Source organism: Streptomyces sp. DF42 (assembly GCF_058267695.1).
In genome coordinates this window covers 9109631-9123326 of record NZ_CM177859.1, presented here as the reverse complement: position 1 = coordinate 9123326, position 13696 = coordinate 9109631, and the positions used below count along the sequence as shown (strand labels likewise).

The window sequence follows — 13696 nt, the reverse complement described above, 5'->3', positions numbered from 1 at the left end:
GACAGAAGGAGTGGGCATGGACGAGACCCTGGCCGGGGAGACCGAGACCAGGCCCGCTCCGCAGAAGGGCACGGTGACGCAGCGCGCCATCGAGCAGATCAAGGCCATGATCGCGGGGGGCCGTCTGGAGCCCGGCCAGCGGCTGCCCACCGAACGCGACCTCGCGGTCCAGCTGGGCATCTCCCGCAGCTCGATGCGCGAGGCGATCCGCGCCCTCACCGTGCTCGGCGTCCTGGAGGCCCGGCACGGCTCCGGCATCTACGTCACCCAGCTGGAGGCCGGCGACCTGCTGGAGACCTTCGGCGTGGTCGCCGACCTCTCCCGGGGCCCGCGCCTGGTGGAGCTGCTGGAGGTGCGCCGCATCCTGGAGTCGACGGCGACCGCGCTGGCGGCGGCCCGCATCACACCCCACCAGCTGGCCGAGGTGGAGAAGCACCTCACGGCGATGAACGCCACCGACGACCCCGAGAAGATCCTCGCCCACGACCTCGCCTTCCACCGCGAGATCGCGACGGCCGCGGGCAACGAGACCATGGCCGCCATCCTGGAGGGACTGTCCTCACGCACCTTCCGCGCCCGCGTGTGGCGCGGCTACCAGGAGGAGGGCGCCTTCGCCCGCACCCGCCGCGAACACGCGGCGATCCACCGGGCACTGGTGGCGCACGACCCGGAGGCGGCCCGAGCGGCGGCGGCCGCACATGTGGGGGAAGTGGAGGAGTGGCTGCGGGCGCAGCTCGGGTCGTGAGCCGGCCGCCGGCGCCTCGCAGTTCAGCCGTGAATACCGCCGCCGCTTCGGTCTGCCGCCCCTTCGGCCCGCCTCCACTTCGGTCTGCCGCCGTGCCGGGCCGGGACACCGCGCGTCCGTGGGCCGAACCGCGTGAACGGCCGGACACCGGCGCCTACTTCATGTGAGGCTTTTGCCCATGACCTCCGAAGACCCGCTGGCCGACCGGCTGCAGCTGGACCGGCCGCATTCGGCCCGTGTGTGGAACTTCCTGCTGGGCGGCAAGGACAACTACGCCGCCGACCGCCAGGCCGGCGAGATGATCCTCCAGATGTTCCCGGACATCGCCCTGCTCGCCCGTCTTCAACGCCGCTTCCTCGTCCGGGCCGTGCGCCATCTGGCCGCCGAGGCGGGGATCCGCCAGTTCCTCGACGTCGGCACCGGCCTGCCCACCGTCGACAACACCCACGAGGTCGCGCAACGCGTCGCCCCCGAGAGCCACATCGTGTACGTCGACAACGACCCGCTGGTGCTGGTGCACGCCCAGGCCCTGCTCACCAGCACCCCGCAGGGCGCCTGCGCCTACCTCGACGCCGATGTGCGCGAACCCGAGCGGATCCTCGAAGAGGCGGCCAGGACCCTGGACTTCAGCCGGCCGGTGGCGCTCACCATGCTCGGCATCCTGGGCCAGATCCCCGACTCCGACGAGCCGGGGGCCGTCGTGGCCCGTTTCCTCGACGCGCTGCCTGCGGGCAGCTACCTCGCCCTGAGCGACGGCACCGACACCAACGAGGCGCTCAACCAGGCCATTTCCGTCTACAACGCCAACTCGGCCAGCTCGTACCATCTGCGCGGCCCCGAGCGGATCGCGGCCTACTTCGACGGGCTGGAACTGGTGGAACCGGGGGTCGTTCCCACCTCGCAGTGGCACCCCGAGCCCATCGACGTGGGCCGCTCGCCCTCCGAGGTGGACGCCATCTGCGGTATCGGCCGCAAGGCCTGAGAGAATCCCGACAAGGTCGTCAGAGCCTGAACAGGGCCCAGACGACCTTTCCGCCGTCGGCGCGGGGGTTCCAGCCCCAGCTGTCGCTCAGCGCCGAGACGACCTGCAGTCCCCGTCCCGACTCCGCGAGTTCGTCCGCTTCCACGGCGACGGGGACCAGGTCGCTCTCGTCGGTCACCGCACACACCGCGCACGACCAGCGGTCCCAGTACGCGAGCCACAGCGCCGGGTGCAACTCCCCCTCCGCGCCCGGCGCCCGGCCGTAGCGCAGAGCGTTGCTCACGAGTTCCGACACGATGACCGCCACGTCCTCGACGCGTTCGTGCGCGGCCCGGTCGACGAGCGTCTGCCTGATCAAGTCGCGGGCGATGTGGGCGGATTGGGGGACGGGCGGGACGACGAGCACCGAACAGTGGGCCGGTCCGAGGCCGTCCTCGGAGGCGGGAGCGAGGGGAAAGCTCAGCCCGGGTGCGGGTCGGCCGATGTGGTCCACGGCCCGGCACAGCCATTCCCAAGTCGCCTCGATACGTGGGGGGTTCGCCGGTCCTGCGACTTGCTCTGCGGACATCGCGACCCCTGGGACCCCTGCGGAGAGAACTACCGAGCGCTACACCTGTACGAAGTATCGTGCTACGTCCAGCAGTCCGCACGCAAGTGCATCAGCAATTACCGCTGCAATTGCAGATGATCTTGCGAGCGCTGGGGCAGGGCGCTATCGTCCCGCACACCACCTGTGGATGCAGTTGAAGATGCAATTGCAGAGCTGGCCGCGACTTCGTCTCAAAGAGGCTTTCACATGCAGCACGTGAGCAACGGCACGCCTGCCACCGAGTTCAGAGGAGTGGTCTGGCGCAAGAGCCATCACAGCAACCCCGAGGGCAACTGCGTCGAACTGGCCTCGCTACCGGACGGCAGCGTCGCCGTGCGCAACTCCCGCCACCCCGAAGGTCCCGCACTCGTCTACACGGGCGCCGAGATCTCCGCGTTCGTCCGCGGCGTGAAGGACGGCGACTTCGACGGCCTACTCCCCGGCCGCTGAAGTCAGGCAGCGCTCGCGGACTGCCGGAAGGCGCTGGTCAACGATCGGCGCCTTCCGGCCACTTCACGCAGCGCAGCCGTTCGGCGGCACGGTGCTACCCTCCATGGTTGAGTCCCGAACACATGCACACGCAGCCGGTGCGGCGGCCAAGGGGATGACCATGACGGCAGTTCAACCAGCACCCGCTCCCTCCGTTCCCGACGTTCTGAGCCTGCAGCGGGGTGGGCCGACCGTGCAGCGCATCATGCTGGGCACCCGGCTGCGCCGCCTGCGCGAATCCCTCAACATCAGCCGGGACACGGCCGCTTCGGCCATACGCGCCTCGGACGCCAAGCTCTGCCGCATGGAACTGGGCCGCGTGGGCTTCAAACAGCGCGACATCGCCGACCTGCTCACCCTGTACGGCGTCCAGGACCCGGACGTACGCCAGGAGTTCCTCGACTCCGTGCAGCGCGCCAACGAACCGGGCTGGTGGCGGGCGTACGGAGACGCCTTCCCCAGCTGGTTCGAGCAGCATCTCGGCCTGGAGGAGGCCGCGTCCCTCATCCGCACCTACGAAGTGCAGTTCATCCCGGGCCTGTTGCAGACCCCGGCGTATGCGGAAGCCGTCATCCGGCTCGGCCACACCATCTCCGACCCGGACGCGATCCAGCGCCGCGTCGACCTGCGCATGACCCGGCAGGAGCTGCTCGCCAAGCCGGGCTCGCCGAAGCTGTGGGTCGTGGTGGACGAGGCGGCCCTGCGCCGCCCGCTCGGCGGGCCCGACGTGATGCGGGACCAGCTCAAGCACCTCATCGAGGTGGCCGCCCTGCCGAACGTCACCCTCCAGGTGCTGCCCTTCCACGTCGGCGGCCACGCGGCGGCCGGCGGCCCGATCACCGTGCTGCGCTTCCCGGTGCCCGACCTGCCCGACGTCGTCTACCTCGAGCAGCTCTCCAGCGCCCTGTACCTGGACAAGCCCGAGGAGGTCGACCACTACCTCGCGGTCATGGACCGCCTCAGCCTGGTCGCCTCACCGGCCGCGGATTCGGTGGCCTTCCTGGAACAGGTCCTGAAGCAGACCTGAGCCCGTCGCGCCTCGGGATCGCCCCACCCGGCGGCTATCGTGCCGCGCATGACAGCACCGACGACCAGCACGATCGGCGACGCGGATTTCGCCGTGCCCATCGAGGACCGCCACTTCGAGGACTACGTGCCGGGTGCGGTCTACGTCTACGGCAGCATCACCATGACGGCGGAGGACATCCTCCGTTTCGCCCGCGACTTCGATCCCCAGGGCATCCACACCGATCCGCAGGCCGCGCTGCGGGGCCCCTACCAGGGGCTGATCGCCAGTGGCTGGCACACCTGCGCCGTCATGATGCGGATGTACGCCGACCACTACATCAGCAAGGTGGGCGGCCTGGCCTCCCCTGGCATCGACGATCTGCGCTGGGTGCGGCCGGTGCGGCCCGGCGACAGCCTCTCCCTGCGTACGACCGTCCTGGAGACCCGCGTCTCCCGATCCAAGCCGGACCGCGGACTCGTCCACACCGGGATCGAGGTGCTCAACCAGCGCGGCGAGCCGGTCCTGACCATGACCGCGGTCAACTTCCTGCTGCGCCGGACGACCCCGGAGGAGGCCGCCTCCGACGGGTACTCGTAACCGGACTCGTCACCGGAACGGAAGGGAGGCGGCAGATGCACGCGCTGGTCGACTGGCTCGCCGATCTGTCCGGACCCGTGGTCTACGTCGTGGTCGTGGCCCTGGTGTTCGCCGAGGACGCGCTGTTCTTCGGGTTCGTGCTGCCCGGCGAGACCGCCGTGATCGTCGGCGGTGTGCTGGCCAGGCGGGGCAACGTCGACCTGGCCTGGCTGACGCTCGCCGTGGTCCTCGCGGCGATCGCCGGGGACACCGTCGGCTACGAGATCGGCCGGCGCCTGGGGCCGCCGCTGCTCAGCAGCAGCCCCCTGCGCCGGCGGGCAGCGCGCGTGGACAAGGCACGCGACCTGATCCGCCGGCGCGGTCCGGCCGCGGTCTTCGTCGGCCGTTTCCTCGCCTTCCTGAGGTCCCTCGTCCCGGCACTGGCGGGCGCGTCGAACATGCCGTACCGCCGCTTCCTGCTCTACAACGCCATCGGCGGCCTGCTCTGGGGCGTCGGCAACGTCCTTGTCGGCTATGCCGCGGGGGCCGCCTACGAGCGCGCCGTGGGCCTGGTGGGCCGAACCCTCGCCCTGGTCACGGCCGCGCTCGTCCTGGTGGCCCTCGTCGTCTGGCGCATCCGCCGGCACCGCCGCTCCCGCACCTGAAGCCCCGTTCGGCGAAGAGGCGGTCACCGGAGCGCCGACACCCCGGTGACCGCCTCGTTGCTGATACCCCTCAGAGCCTTGATCGGTACAGCTCACGCCACGCGATCCGCACGGTGTCCCGCGCCCCTGGTCAACTCCTCACATCGGACTGGGGATCCGGTCGCCCTGCGCGAGGAGCTGGAGGTCGGTGCGGGTGCCGTGGAAGGCGCCGTTCCCGGTGGCAGCGGTCACCGACAGCCGCTTGCCGGCGGCCGGTTCGTGGCTCTCGGCGCCCAGGGAGCCGCGGGACGGCTGTACGTCCACCACGATGTCGCCGGTGCGTGCACCGGCGCGGACGACGGGCACCGTCCCCGTGGCCGGCCGCACGAAGGTCGTCGGCGAACGTGCAGGCGACCAACCGGACCTTCGTGCCGTACTGCTGACTTCCTTGCCCGACAGACCAGTTGGTCACCGGTCCCCTTCTGGACTCAGCCGTGCCACTGCACCTTGAACACCCACACGTGCCGTCCCGCCCCACGGGCTGCCTCGGGTACGTCGATCACCAGTGCTCCGTTGCTGACCGTCCAGGTCAGGGGCCGGTCGTGGCCCAGCATCGTCACCCGGTCGCCGGCGCGCACCGGCACCGGCGCCTCGACGGTGAGCTTCGCGCCCGGCCGGGTCAGGGAGTGGATGTAGAAGGCCTTGTCGGGGCGGACCGTGAACCGCAGGTCGTCGCCGAGCTGCGCCATGCGCGACCAGTACGTCGTGTCGTAGATCGCCTCGCCGTTGACCGCGAGCCAGGGAGACCTTGCCGGCCTCGGCCGGACCGGTGACCGGCAGGGTGATGGCGATGGCCTCGCGCTCAGGGTCGGTCCACACCTCCGAGGTGCCGATGCCGACGGCGTGCTCGTCCTTCGTGCCGTCCGGCTTGTAGCGGTAGGGCGCGGAGAGGGAGCCGCTCGCGGCGTACCAGTCGGCTCCGCCGAGGCCGGCGGCGGTCGTCGAGCCGTCCGCGTAGTGGACGGTGGCCTGGCCCGTGGCGTCGCCGTGGCTGCCCGCGGTGAGGAAGACGGCCGACAGATAGTGACCCTTCGGCAGGTCGATGCGCCGGCCGAGCGCGACGACGTTGTTCTTGGCGCCCGCCGTCGGGGCCGGGAAGAGGAAGGGGGTGCCGTCGACCTCGATGCGTCCCCTGGGGAGTTCCTCGCCCGGGAACATGTAGCCGGAGCCGTCGAAGTCGCCGCCACGGGCGGAGGCGGTGTCGATCCCGTCGTTGTCGTAGAGGCTGTCGAGCGGAACGGGGACCGGATCGGGGACGGGGACCCAGTACCGTCCGGCGGCCTGGGCGTCCACGGGCTCGGCGGCATGGGCCCCGGTCGCCGCGGTGAGGGGAAGGGCGGTCGCGGCGGTGACCGCCACCGCGGCGCCCAGGACCTGACGTCTTGGATACGGACTCATGAGCGGCTCCAATTCATCGGATGTCTGATCATTGGGTGAGCGGCGAAGTCCTGTCAATGAGGCGTGCACGCACAGCAGTTGCCCCAGTGATCGGATGATCTACAGGTCAGGGGCGGGCGCCCCGCAGCCACTCCGTGAAAAGTCCAAGAAGAGCCGCCCGAAGGTCCAGGGGTCGACGGTCTCGACGGCGGGGCCGCCGCCGGGCAGAGTGCTCCTCATACTCACGAGTAGCCCGCTCAACGCACTCCCGAGGAGCCCCCGTGACCAGCTGGGTCGGCCGGACCGCTGCCGAGATCGCCGCCGCCGTACGCGAGAAGCGGGCCACGCCGCGGGAGGTGGTGGCCGAGCACCTGGAGCGGATCGAGCGGCTCGACGCCCGCGTCGGAGCCTTCCGTGCGGTACGGGCCCTGGCGGCGCTCGCCGAGGCCGACGAGGTGGCCTCCCGCGCCGATCTCGCCGAACTGCCGCTGGCCGGCGTGCCGGTGGCCGTCAAGGACAACCTCGCCGTACGCGGCGAGTCCAACCGCGTCGGCTCCGCCGCGACGCCGGACACACCCGCAGACGAGGACCATGTGACGGTGGCCCGGCTGCGCGCGGCGGGCGCGGTGGTCGTGGGTCTGACGAACGTGCCCGAGCTGTGCATCTTCGGCACCACCGAGGGAGTGCACGGGACCTCCCGCAACCCCTGGGACCTGACCCGTACGGCGGGCGGTTCCTCGGGCGGCAGCGCGGCCGCGGTCGCCGCGGGGCTGGTGCCGATCGCACTCGGCAACGACGGCATGGGCTCGCTGCGCATCCCGGCCGCCAACTGCGGTCTCGTCACCATCAAGCCGGGCCACGGCGTGGTCCCGGCGGGCATCGGCGAGGGTGACTGGTTCGGCATGTCCGAGAACGGTCCGCTGGCCACGACGGTCGAGGACGCCCGCCTGATGCTGTCGATCCTGGCGGACGCCGGCACCGAGGCGGTACGACCGTCCGAGCCCGCCATGCGCAAGATCGCCGTGTCGCTGCGCAGCCCCCTGCTCGGCGTCACGATCACCAAGCCCTACGCGACCGCGGCCCGTGACGCGGGCGCCGTCCTGATCAAGGCCGGGCACCAGGTCCGCCGCGCCGACCCGCCCTACCCGCTCTCCCTGAGCACGACGTCCCTCGCCCACTGGACGGCGGGCACGGCGGTGGACGCGGCGGGCCTGGACCCGCGCCTGCTCACCCGCCGCACCCGGGTACACGCCGCCGTCGGCCGGCGCTTCGTGAGCAGCGTCCGCACCAGCGAGAGCCGAGACCGCCTGCGCCGCCGCATGGAGCCGTTCTTCGCCGAGTTCGACGTCCTGCTCACGCCCACGCTCGCCCGCCGCTCCCCCAGGTCCGTGGCCTGGCACGAACGAGGCTGGCTTCCCAATCTCCTCGCCAACACCGCCTACTCGCCCCTGACCCCGCCATGGAACCTCACGGGCTGGCCGGCCCTGTCCCTCCCCTTCGGCGCCCTGCCGTCCGGCGCCCCCTGCGCCGTCCAACTGGTGGGCCGCCCGGGCGCGGAGGCACTGCTGCTGGACCTGGCGGAGCAGCTGGAGACGCTGCATCCGTGGCGGCGGACGGCACCATTGGACCAACTTGATCTTTGACCTGTGCGCCGGCCCCGGGCCCGACCGTCGTGTTCGCGCGTGCCGTGTTCCTCGCCCGCTCAGAGCGCCCGGTACATGATGTGCAGCCCCACCCGGCCATGCCGCGGATGCTCGAACGCGTCCGGGACCGTGCCCAGGATCGTGAAGCCCAGCGACGTCCACAGCCGGACGGCGGGGTTGGTCTCGACAACGGCGTTGAAGACCATCGCGTCGTGTCCGTCGGCCTTGGCGGCGGCCAGGACGTGCTCGGCGAGGGCGCGGCCGATGCCGCGGCCGGCCCGGTCGGGATCGACCATGAAGCCGGCGTTGGCGACGCGGGCCGCGGGGCCGCCGTAGTTGGGGGTGACGTAGGCCGAGGCGACGATCGCGCGGAGGTCGTCCTCGACGACGTAGACGCGTTTGGCCGGATTCATCCAAAGGACCCGGGCAGCCTCCTCGGAGGTGTCCGGGTCCCAGGTGTACGTCTCGCCGGAGGCGACGACGCGGTGCCAGAAAGGCCAGATCCGCGGCCAGTCGTCGGCCGCGGCTTCTCTGATCTGCATGGGCGTGAGTGTCGCACGCCCATGCCGTCGGCGATCGCGAGAGTCCTGCCGGTGGTTCAGTCCACGCTGGGCAGGATGTGGGGCTCGGCCAGGTCGTCCTCGTAACCTGCCAGGCGGATCGGGGCGGACCGGGCCCACACGTCCAGGCTGCCGATCTCGCCGGGCCGGTGGCCGGCGCCGCGCTCCGTGCGTTCCTTGGGGCGCTGTTCGCGATTCGTCTTCTCTGGTGTCACCGCGCACTCCTTATGTGTCGGGTCACCCTCGGGGCTGGCCGGTCACTCTGCGGTCCGGCGCCTGACGCCCGCTCGGGTGTGAGTCGAAAGCAGTTCGGACGCGGTGGCGCCGGTAACTCGTGCGTGAACAAGCCGCTGTGAACCGGCTTGCCCCGGGACGGACGTGGGTGTGGGTGGGACCCGGTGATACTGCCCGTCTGCTCCAGATTAACCAAATGAGCAGGCATCCGCTCTATGGGGCTCAAAACTTGGGCCTACTGTCATAAATTGTCCGACTTCAGAGCCTTTTTCTGTCACTCGTTCGGCTCACAGGCCTGCCGAAAGGGCAACACCCGTTCCATGCTGGGTTCGAGGACATGTCCGGGAGGGGATGTCATGGCGTCTGTCACCTTCGACAAGGCCACCCGACGCTTCCCGTCGAGGGAGCGGCCGGCCGTCGACTCGCTCGACCTCGAGATCGAGGACGGTGAGTTCATGGTCCTGCTGGGTCCTTCCGGCTGTGGGAAGTCGACCTGCCTGCGCATGCTCGCCGGACTGGAGGCAGTCGACTCGGGCTCGGTCCTGATCGGTGTACGGGACGTGACCCATCTTGCGCCCCGGGACCGCGACATCGCGATGGTGTTCCAGGACTACGCCCTCCTCCCACATTTGTCGGCTGCCGACAACATGGGCTTCGCCCTGAAGATCGCCCGCATGTCAAAGGTGCGCGCCCGGCAGCGAGTTGACCACGCCGCTGCCGTGCTCGACCTGGAGCAGTACCTCGGCCGCAGGCCCGGGACACTGGCGGGCGGTGAGCGGCAGCGCGTCGCGACGGGGCGGGTGCTGGTGCGGGACCCGCGGGTCTATCTGATGGACGAGCCACTGTCCAACCTCGACGCCCGGCTGCGGGCACAGACCCGGACGGAGATCGTCCGGCTGCAGAACCACCTCGGCATCACCACCGTGTACGTCACCCACGACCAGACCGAGGCGATGGCGGTGGGCGACCGTCTGGCCGTACTCAACGACGGCGTGCTGCAGCAGGTGGGGACCCCGAAGGAGCTGTACGCGCACCCGGCCAACACCTTCGTGGGCGGTTTCGTCGGCTCGCCCGCGATGAACCTGTTCCGGCTTCCGCTGTCCGCGGACGGGGCCAGGCTGGGCACGCTGAACGTACCGCTGACCCGCGCCACCCTGCGGGCGGCCGCAGCAGGGGGCACCGGCGAGATCGTGCTCGGCGTCCGGCCCGAGCAGTTCGAGCTGCTCCCGCCCGAGGACCGGGAGACCGCCGGACTGGACCTGATCGTCGAGACGGTCGAGGACACCGGTGCCGTCGTCCACCTCCGCACCACCGCATGGACCGGCGAGGGGCTCGCCGCCATCGTCATCCGGCTCCCGGGACGCCCCGTCCACGGCAGAGGGGCAGCGCTGCGGGTGGCCATCCGCGAGGACGCCGTGCACTGCTTCTCGGCCGCGACGGGACGGCGGCTCCCGGAGGACGCGGACACATCACCCGTGAGGTGAGCGCCGCCGTCAGGGCCAGGACCCTGGCGGCGAGCGCCGGACAGGCCACGCAGTTCAGGTCCCGTTGGCCGAATCGCAAGGCGGCCATGATCTGCTTTCGGACGGCAACGGCTTGTCCGGCGGGAGGACTGGCGCATGGAGCTGCGCAGTGTCGAAGAGCTGATGGATCTGCTGTACGCCTGCCGGGGCTCCTGGGACGCCCCGGGCCTGCGAAGTCGCCCGGTCGACCTGCACCAGCACGCGCTGCAGACCGCCGCCCTGCTGCGGCGCCGTCGCCCCGCCGACAAGGAGCTGCAGGTGGCGGGCCTGGTCCACGTCATCGGTCCGCTCCTGCGGCCGGGCGACGAGTCCGCCCACCCGGGCTGCGCGGCAGACGCCGTGCGACCCCTGCTCGGCGAGCGGGTCTCCCGGCTCGTCCGCGAGCACCACCGCTCCGACACCCCTCACGACGACGATCTGCTGCGCCTGCGCCAGGCGGACGAGGAGGGCCACAGCGCCGGCTTCGACGCGGGGGTACTGGAGGACTGGCGCACGGTCCTGGAACTCGTCGCCGCGCGCAACTCCCGCCTTGGGGCTGTTGACTGACGGCCCGTCATGAGACGGTACGGCGATGACGTCGTCGCACGGACTCAAGGGCAGGGCCGCCGTCGTCACCGGGGGGACGCGCGGGATCGGGCGCGCCGTCGCCGGGCAGCTGGCCGCGGCGGGGGCGCTGGTGTGCGTGACCGCCCGGGACGCGGACGAGGTGCGCGGCACCGCCGAGGAGCTGGGTGGCGTGGGACTGGCCGGCAGCGTCGGTGATCCGGCTCATCTGCGGGAGGTCACGGAGCTGGCCCTGCGGATGTTCGGCCGGATCGACGTGGTGGTCAACAACGCGGCCACGAACCAGCCGTACGGACCGCTCATGGATGCCGATCCCGGGGCGTGGCGGGAGGCGTTCGCGATCAATGTCGAGGCACCGCTGCGGCTGGTGCAGTGCGCATGGCGGGCGTGGATGCGGGAGCACGGCGGCTCGGTCGTCAACATCTGCACGGAGGGCGCCGGGCACGTCGGGCCCCACGTCGGCGCCTACGGCACGAGCAAGGCGGCGCTGCTGCACCTGACCCAGCAGCTGGCGGGCGAGCTGGCGCCGAAGGTGCGCGTGAACTCCGTCTCCCCCGGACTCGTCCGCACCGAGATGGCGCGGTTCGTGTGGGAGCCGGGCGAGGAGCAGCTGGCCGCCGGTCTGCCGCTCGGGCGGATCGGAGAGCCGGAGGACGTCGCGCGGGCCGTGCTGTGGCTGGCCTCGGACGCGGCCCAGTGGGTCACCGGCGCCGATCTGCTGGTGGACGGGGGAACACGGGTCAGGACGGCGCACCCCGCGCGGGGGTACGCCGTCGACGACCGTCTTCGCTCATCCGCACCACCTCCTCAGGGCGGCGGCTGTGGCTCCCTCACGGGAAGAGTGCGATCCCCAGAATGATCAGGAGGATGATGGCTGCGACGAGCGCGACCGTGGCCCACGTTCCGCGGTGCTTCGCCGGTGTTCCTTCCCTGCCTCCGCGGGGGCGGTCCTCCGGTATCTCGGCGTGGTCCGGGCGGTCGCTGCCGTAGAACTGCTCGTCACTCGGGTAGCGGTTGCGTGGATCGTCGTGCGCTCGCGGATCAATGCCGTGTGGACTGCTCATGGTCACTCCCTGGCGCGGTGTTTCACCGGGGACCGAGTTCCCTACGGGCGCCGGGCCACACGTCACGGCCGGTGGATCACCACTTGCCGGGCGCGTAGTCCTTGAGGAAGACGCCGTACAGGTCCTCGCCCTGCTCGCCGCGCACAATCGGATCGTAAACCCGCGCGGCCCCGTCGACCAGGTCGAGCGGGGCGTGGAAGCCCTCCCCGGCCAGGCGCAGCTTGTCGTAGTGGGGGCGTTCGTCGGTGATCCAGCCGGTGTCGACCGAGGTCATGAGGATGCCGTCGGTCTGGAACATCTCCTGGCCGCTGGTCCGGGTCACCATGTTCATCGCGGCCTTGGCGGCGTTGGTGTTCGGGTGGCCCGCGCCCTTGTAGCCGCGGCCGAAGACGCCCTCCATCGCGGACACGTTCACGACGTAGGCACGCTTGCTGGACGCCTTCTTCGCCGCGTCGGCCATGGCCGGGCGCAGCGCGCTGATCAGGATGAACGGCGCCGTGTAGTTGCACAGCTGGGTCTCCAGCAGCTCCACCGGGGAGATCTGCTCGATGGTCTGCACCCAGGTGTTGGTGTCGACGACGTCGGGGACCAGGCCGCCCGCGTCGATGGCGGTGCCGTCGAGGTGCCGCGCGACGCTGGCGTTGCCCGCGACCAGCGCGAGGTCGGCGACCTGCTGGGCGTCGAGACCGCTGACGCCGGCGGGCAGCGCGGCCGATCCGGTCAGGGCGTGGACCGCGCCGGAGTTGAAGGCGCCGATGACGTGGTGGGCGGGGAGTGCCCCGGCGGGCAGCGGCGCGCTCTCGCCGTCGACCAGGGCGGCGTAGGCGGAGGGCAGGCGGCGTACGGTCTGCGTGGCGTTGTTGACGAGGATGTCGAGGGGGCCGGCCTCGGCGACCTGGTCGGCGAGGGCCACGGCCTGTGCCGGGTCGCGCAGGTCGATGCCGACGACCTCCAGGCGGTGCATCCAGTCCGCGGAGTCGTCCATGGCCTTGAAGCGGCGGATGGCGTCCTTGGGGAAGCGGGTGGTGATCGTCGTGTGGGCGCCGTCGCGCAGCAGCCTCAGCGCGATGTACATGCCGATCTTGGCGCGGCCGCCCGTGAGCAGCGCGCGCTTGCCGGTGAGGTCGGCGCGGGCGTCACGCTTGCCGCGGTTCAGGCGGGCGCAGTCGGGACACAGCTGGTGGTAGAAGTAGTCGACCTCGACGAACCGGGTCTTGCAGGTGTAGCAGGAGCGCGGGCGCTGGAGTATCCCCGCGATCTGCCCCTCCTCGGTGACCGACGACGGCAGGATGCCCTCGGTCTCGTCGTCGATGCGCTGGGCGGAGCCGGTCGCCGTGGACTCCGTGACCGCCTTGTCGTGGGCGGTCTTGGCGGCCCGGCGCTCCTGGCGGCGGCGCTGCTTGACCGTGCGGTAGACGCCGGCGGTGGCCCGTCGCACGGCGATCGCGTCCGGGTGGTCGACCTCCAGCTCGCCGAGTTCCTCCAGCACACTGAGGCAGACGGCGAGCCGCTCCGGGTCGATGCCGGGCCCGTACACGACCTCGTCCATGGCCGCCGGGCCGTCCTCTGTCACCGTCATCGCGCTGCCGTTTCCCTGATCACCCGAGCGGCGCTCCGATCGCACCCGCTGTCGAAGG

Annotated in this window: 17 protein-coding genes and 1 pseudogene; 10 read left to right on the top strand and 8 right to left on the bottom strand. The window is 71.2% G+C overall.

Annotated elements, in window-relative coordinates:
* Window positions 1–16 precede the first annotated feature (16 nt).
* Both ACYUED_RS41855 and ACYUED_RS41850 read left to right on the top strand, forming a co-directional pair.
* Window positions 17–745 carry a FadR/GntR family transcriptional regulator gene (locus tag ACYUED_RS41855; RefSeq protein ID WP_491289621.1) on the top strand — a complete coding sequence of 243 codons (729 nt, stop codon included), beginning with the start codon at window positions 17–19 and terminating at the stop codon, window positions 743–745.
* Window positions 746–923: 178 nt separating this feature from the next.
* The gene (locus ACYUED_RS41850; protein ID WP_491289620.1) at window positions 924–1727 is read left to right on the top strand and encodes an SAM-dependent methyltransferase; all 804 of its coding nucleotides are present in this window, start codon (window positions 924–926) and stop codon (window positions 1725–1727) included.
* 19 nt (window positions 1728–1746) lie between these two features.
* Here the strand turns inward: ACYUED_RS41850 and ACYUED_RS41845 are convergent, their stop codons facing one another.
* The gene (locus ACYUED_RS41845; RefSeq protein WP_491289619.1) at window positions 1747–2295 is read right to left on the bottom strand and encodes an ATP-binding protein; all 549 of its coding nucleotides are present in this window, start codon (window positions 2293–2295) and stop codon (window positions 1747–1749) included.
* Between the two features lie 228 nt (window positions 2296–2523).
* Between ACYUED_RS41845 and ACYUED_RS41840 the strand changes: the two genes are divergently transcribed.
* The 4 genes from ACYUED_RS41840 (at window position 2524) to ACYUED_RS41825 (ending at window position 5055) form a co-directional block, all read left to right on the top strand.
* Complete coding sequence (locus ACYUED_RS41840; RefSeq protein WP_491289618.1) at window positions 2524–2766, top strand: DUF397 domain-containing protein; 243 nt, start codon at window positions 2524–2526, stop codon at window positions 2764–2766.
* A gap of 160 nt (window positions 2767–2926) precedes the next feature.
* Window positions 2927–3832, top strand: a complete 906-nt coding sequence (locus ACYUED_RS41835) for a Sco1979 family transcriptional regulator (protein WP_491289617.1) — start codon at window positions 2927–2929, stop codon at window positions 3830–3832.
* A 48-nt stretch (window positions 3833–3880) separates the two neighbouring features.
* Window positions 3881–4411: a MaoC family dehydratase gene (locus ACYUED_RS41830; protein ID WP_491289616.1), complete on the top strand. Its 531-nt coding sequence runs from the start codon at window positions 3881–3883 to the stop codon at window positions 4409–4411.
* Window positions 4412–4446: 35 nt separating this feature from the next.
* A complete protein-coding gene (locus ACYUED_RS41825) occupies window positions 4447–5055 on the top strand; it encodes a DedA family protein (RefSeq protein WP_491289615.1) in 609 nt (202 codons plus the stop codon).
* 138 nt (window positions 5056–5193) lie between these two features.
* On the opposite strand, the gene ACYUED_RS41820 is transcribed toward ACYUED_RS41825, so the two are convergent.
* The 3 genes and pseudogenes from ACYUED_RS41820 to ACYUED_RS41810 all read right to left on the bottom strand — a co-directional run.
* On the bottom strand, window positions 5194–5400 hold the full coding sequence (locus tag ACYUED_RS41820) for a beta-N-acetylhexosaminidase family protein (protein WP_491289614.1): 207 nt from the start codon (window positions 5398–5400) through the stop codon (window positions 5194–5196).
* Window positions 5401–5522: 122 nt separating this feature from the next.
* Window positions 5523–5783 carry an alpha-L-fucosidase C-terminal domain-containing protein gene (locus ACYUED_RS41815; RefSeq protein ID WP_491294681.1) on the bottom strand — a complete coding sequence of 87 codons (261 nt, stop codon included), beginning with the start codon at window positions 5781–5783 and terminating at the stop codon, window positions 5523–5525.
* A gap of 259 nt (window positions 5784–6042) precedes the next feature.
* Window positions 6043–6492: pseudogene (locus ACYUED_RS41810) on the bottom strand (beta-sandwich domain-containing protein); the annotation flags it as partial.
* Window positions 6493–6752: 260 nt separating this feature from the next.
* On the opposite strand from ACYUED_RS41810, the gene ACYUED_RS41805 reads away from it, so the two are divergent.
* Window positions 6753–8114 (top strand): amidase, encoded by a 1362-nt coding sequence (locus tag ACYUED_RS41805; RefSeq protein WP_491289613.1) that lies wholly within the window; start codon window positions 6753–6755, stop codon window positions 8112–8114.
* A 59-nt stretch (window positions 8115–8173) separates the two neighbouring features.
* Here the strand turns inward: ACYUED_RS41805 and ACYUED_RS41800 are convergent, their stop codons facing one another.
* Window positions 8174–8656, bottom strand: a complete 483-nt coding sequence (locus ACYUED_RS41800) for a GNAT family N-acetyltransferase (RefSeq protein ID WP_491289612.1) — start codon at window positions 8654–8656, stop codon at window positions 8174–8176.
* Between the two features lie 56 nt (window positions 8657–8712).
* Window positions 8713–8889 carry a hypothetical protein gene (locus tag ACYUED_RS41795; protein ID WP_266529022.1) on the bottom strand — a complete coding sequence of 59 codons (177 nt, stop codon included), beginning with the start codon at window positions 8887–8889 and terminating at the stop codon, window positions 8713–8715.
* A gap of 375 nt (window positions 8890–9264) precedes the next feature.
* Here ACYUED_RS41795 and ACYUED_RS41790 point away from each other — a divergent pair, with 375 nt between their 5' ends.
* From ACYUED_RS41790 to ACYUED_RS41780, 3 genes are all read left to right on the top strand, one after another.
* A complete protein-coding gene (locus ACYUED_RS41790; protein ID WP_491289611.1) occupies window positions 9265–10392 on the top strand; it encodes an ABC transporter ATP-binding protein in 1128 nt (375 codons plus the stop codon).
* 135 nt (window positions 10393–10527) lie between these two features.
* Window positions 10528–10977, top strand: a complete 450-nt coding sequence (locus ACYUED_RS41785; RefSeq protein ID WP_491289610.1) for a hypothetical protein — start codon at window positions 10528–10530, stop codon at window positions 10975–10977.
* 25 nt (window positions 10978–11002) lie between these two features.
* Window positions 11003–11854 carry an SDR family oxidoreductase gene (locus ACYUED_RS41780; protein ID WP_491289609.1) on the top strand — a complete coding sequence of 284 codons (852 nt, stop codon included), beginning with the start codon at window positions 11003–11005 and terminating at the stop codon, window positions 11852–11854.
* Here ACYUED_RS41780 and ACYUED_RS41775 read toward each other — a convergent pair.
* Together ACYUED_RS41775 and ACYUED_RS41770 are read right to left on the bottom strand one after the other, a co-directional pair.
* Complete coding sequence (locus ACYUED_RS41775) at window positions 11826–12059, bottom strand: hypothetical protein (RefSeq protein WP_491289608.1); 234 nt, start codon at window positions 12057–12059, stop codon at window positions 11826–11828. The genes ACYUED_RS41780 and ACYUED_RS41775 overlap by 29 nt on opposite strands.
* A gap of 76 nt (window positions 12060–12135) precedes the next feature.
* Entirely contained in the window at window positions 12136–13638 is a 1503-nt protein-coding gene (locus tag ACYUED_RS41770) for an SDR family NAD(P)-dependent oxidoreductase (protein ID WP_491289607.1), read from the bottom strand.
* Window positions 13639–13696 lie beyond the last annotated feature (58 nt).

Bases quoted from the DNA above. Each gene is read 5' to 3' on its own strand.
- ACYUED_RS41855 (WP_491289621.1), top strand. From the start codon at position 17: ATGGACGAGACCCTGGCCGGGGAGACCGAGACCAGGCCCGCTCCGCAG.
- ACYUED_RS41850 (WP_491289620.1), top strand. From the start codon at position 924: ATGACCTCCGAAGACCCGCTGGCCGACCGGCTGCAGCTGGACCGGCCG.
- ACYUED_RS41845 (WP_491289619.1), bottom strand. From the start codon at position 2,295: ATGTCCGCAGAGCAAGTCGCAGGACCGGCGAACCCCCCACGTATCGAG.
- ACYUED_RS41840 (WP_491289618.1), top strand. From the start codon at position 2,524: ATGCAGCACGTGAGCAACGGCACGCCTGCCACCGAGTTCAGAGGAGTG.
- ACYUED_RS41835 (WP_491289617.1), top strand. From the start codon at position 2,927: ATGACGGCAGTTCAACCAGCACCCGCTCCCTCCGTTCCCGACGTTCTG.
- ACYUED_RS41830 (WP_491289616.1), top strand. From the start codon at position 3,881: ATGACAGCACCGACGACCAGCACGATCGGCGACGCGGATTTCGCCGTG.
- ACYUED_RS41825 (WP_491289615.1), top strand. From the start codon at position 4,447: ATGCACGCGCTGGTCGACTGGCTCGCCGATCTGTCCGGACCCGTGGTC.
- ACYUED_RS41815 (WP_491294681.1), bottom strand. From the start codon at position 5,783: ATGGCGCAGCTCGGCGACGACCTGCGGTTCACGGTCCGCCCCGACAAG.
- ACYUED_RS41800 (WP_491289612.1), bottom strand. From the start codon at position 8,656: ATGCAGATCAGAGAAGCCGCGGCCGACGACTGGCCGCGGATCTGGCCT.
- ACYUED_RS41790 (WP_491289611.1), top strand. From the start codon at position 9,265: ATGGCGTCTGTCACCTTCGACAAGGCCACCCGACGCTTCCCGTCGAGG.
- ACYUED_RS41785 (WP_491289610.1), top strand. From the start codon at position 10,528: ATGGAGCTGCGCAGTGTCGAAGAGCTGATGGATCTGCTGTACGCCTGC.
- ACYUED_RS41780 (WP_491289609.1), top strand. From the start codon at position 11,003: ATGACGTCGTCGCACGGACTCAAGGGCAGGGCCGCCGTCGTCACCGGG.
- ACYUED_RS41775 (WP_491289608.1), bottom strand. From the start codon at position 12,059: ATGAGCAGTCCACACGGCATTGATCCGCGAGCGCACGACGATCCACGC.
- ACYUED_RS41770 (WP_491289607.1), bottom strand. From the start codon at position 13,638: ATGACGGTGACAGAGGACGGCCCGGCGGCCATGGACGAGGTCGTGTAC.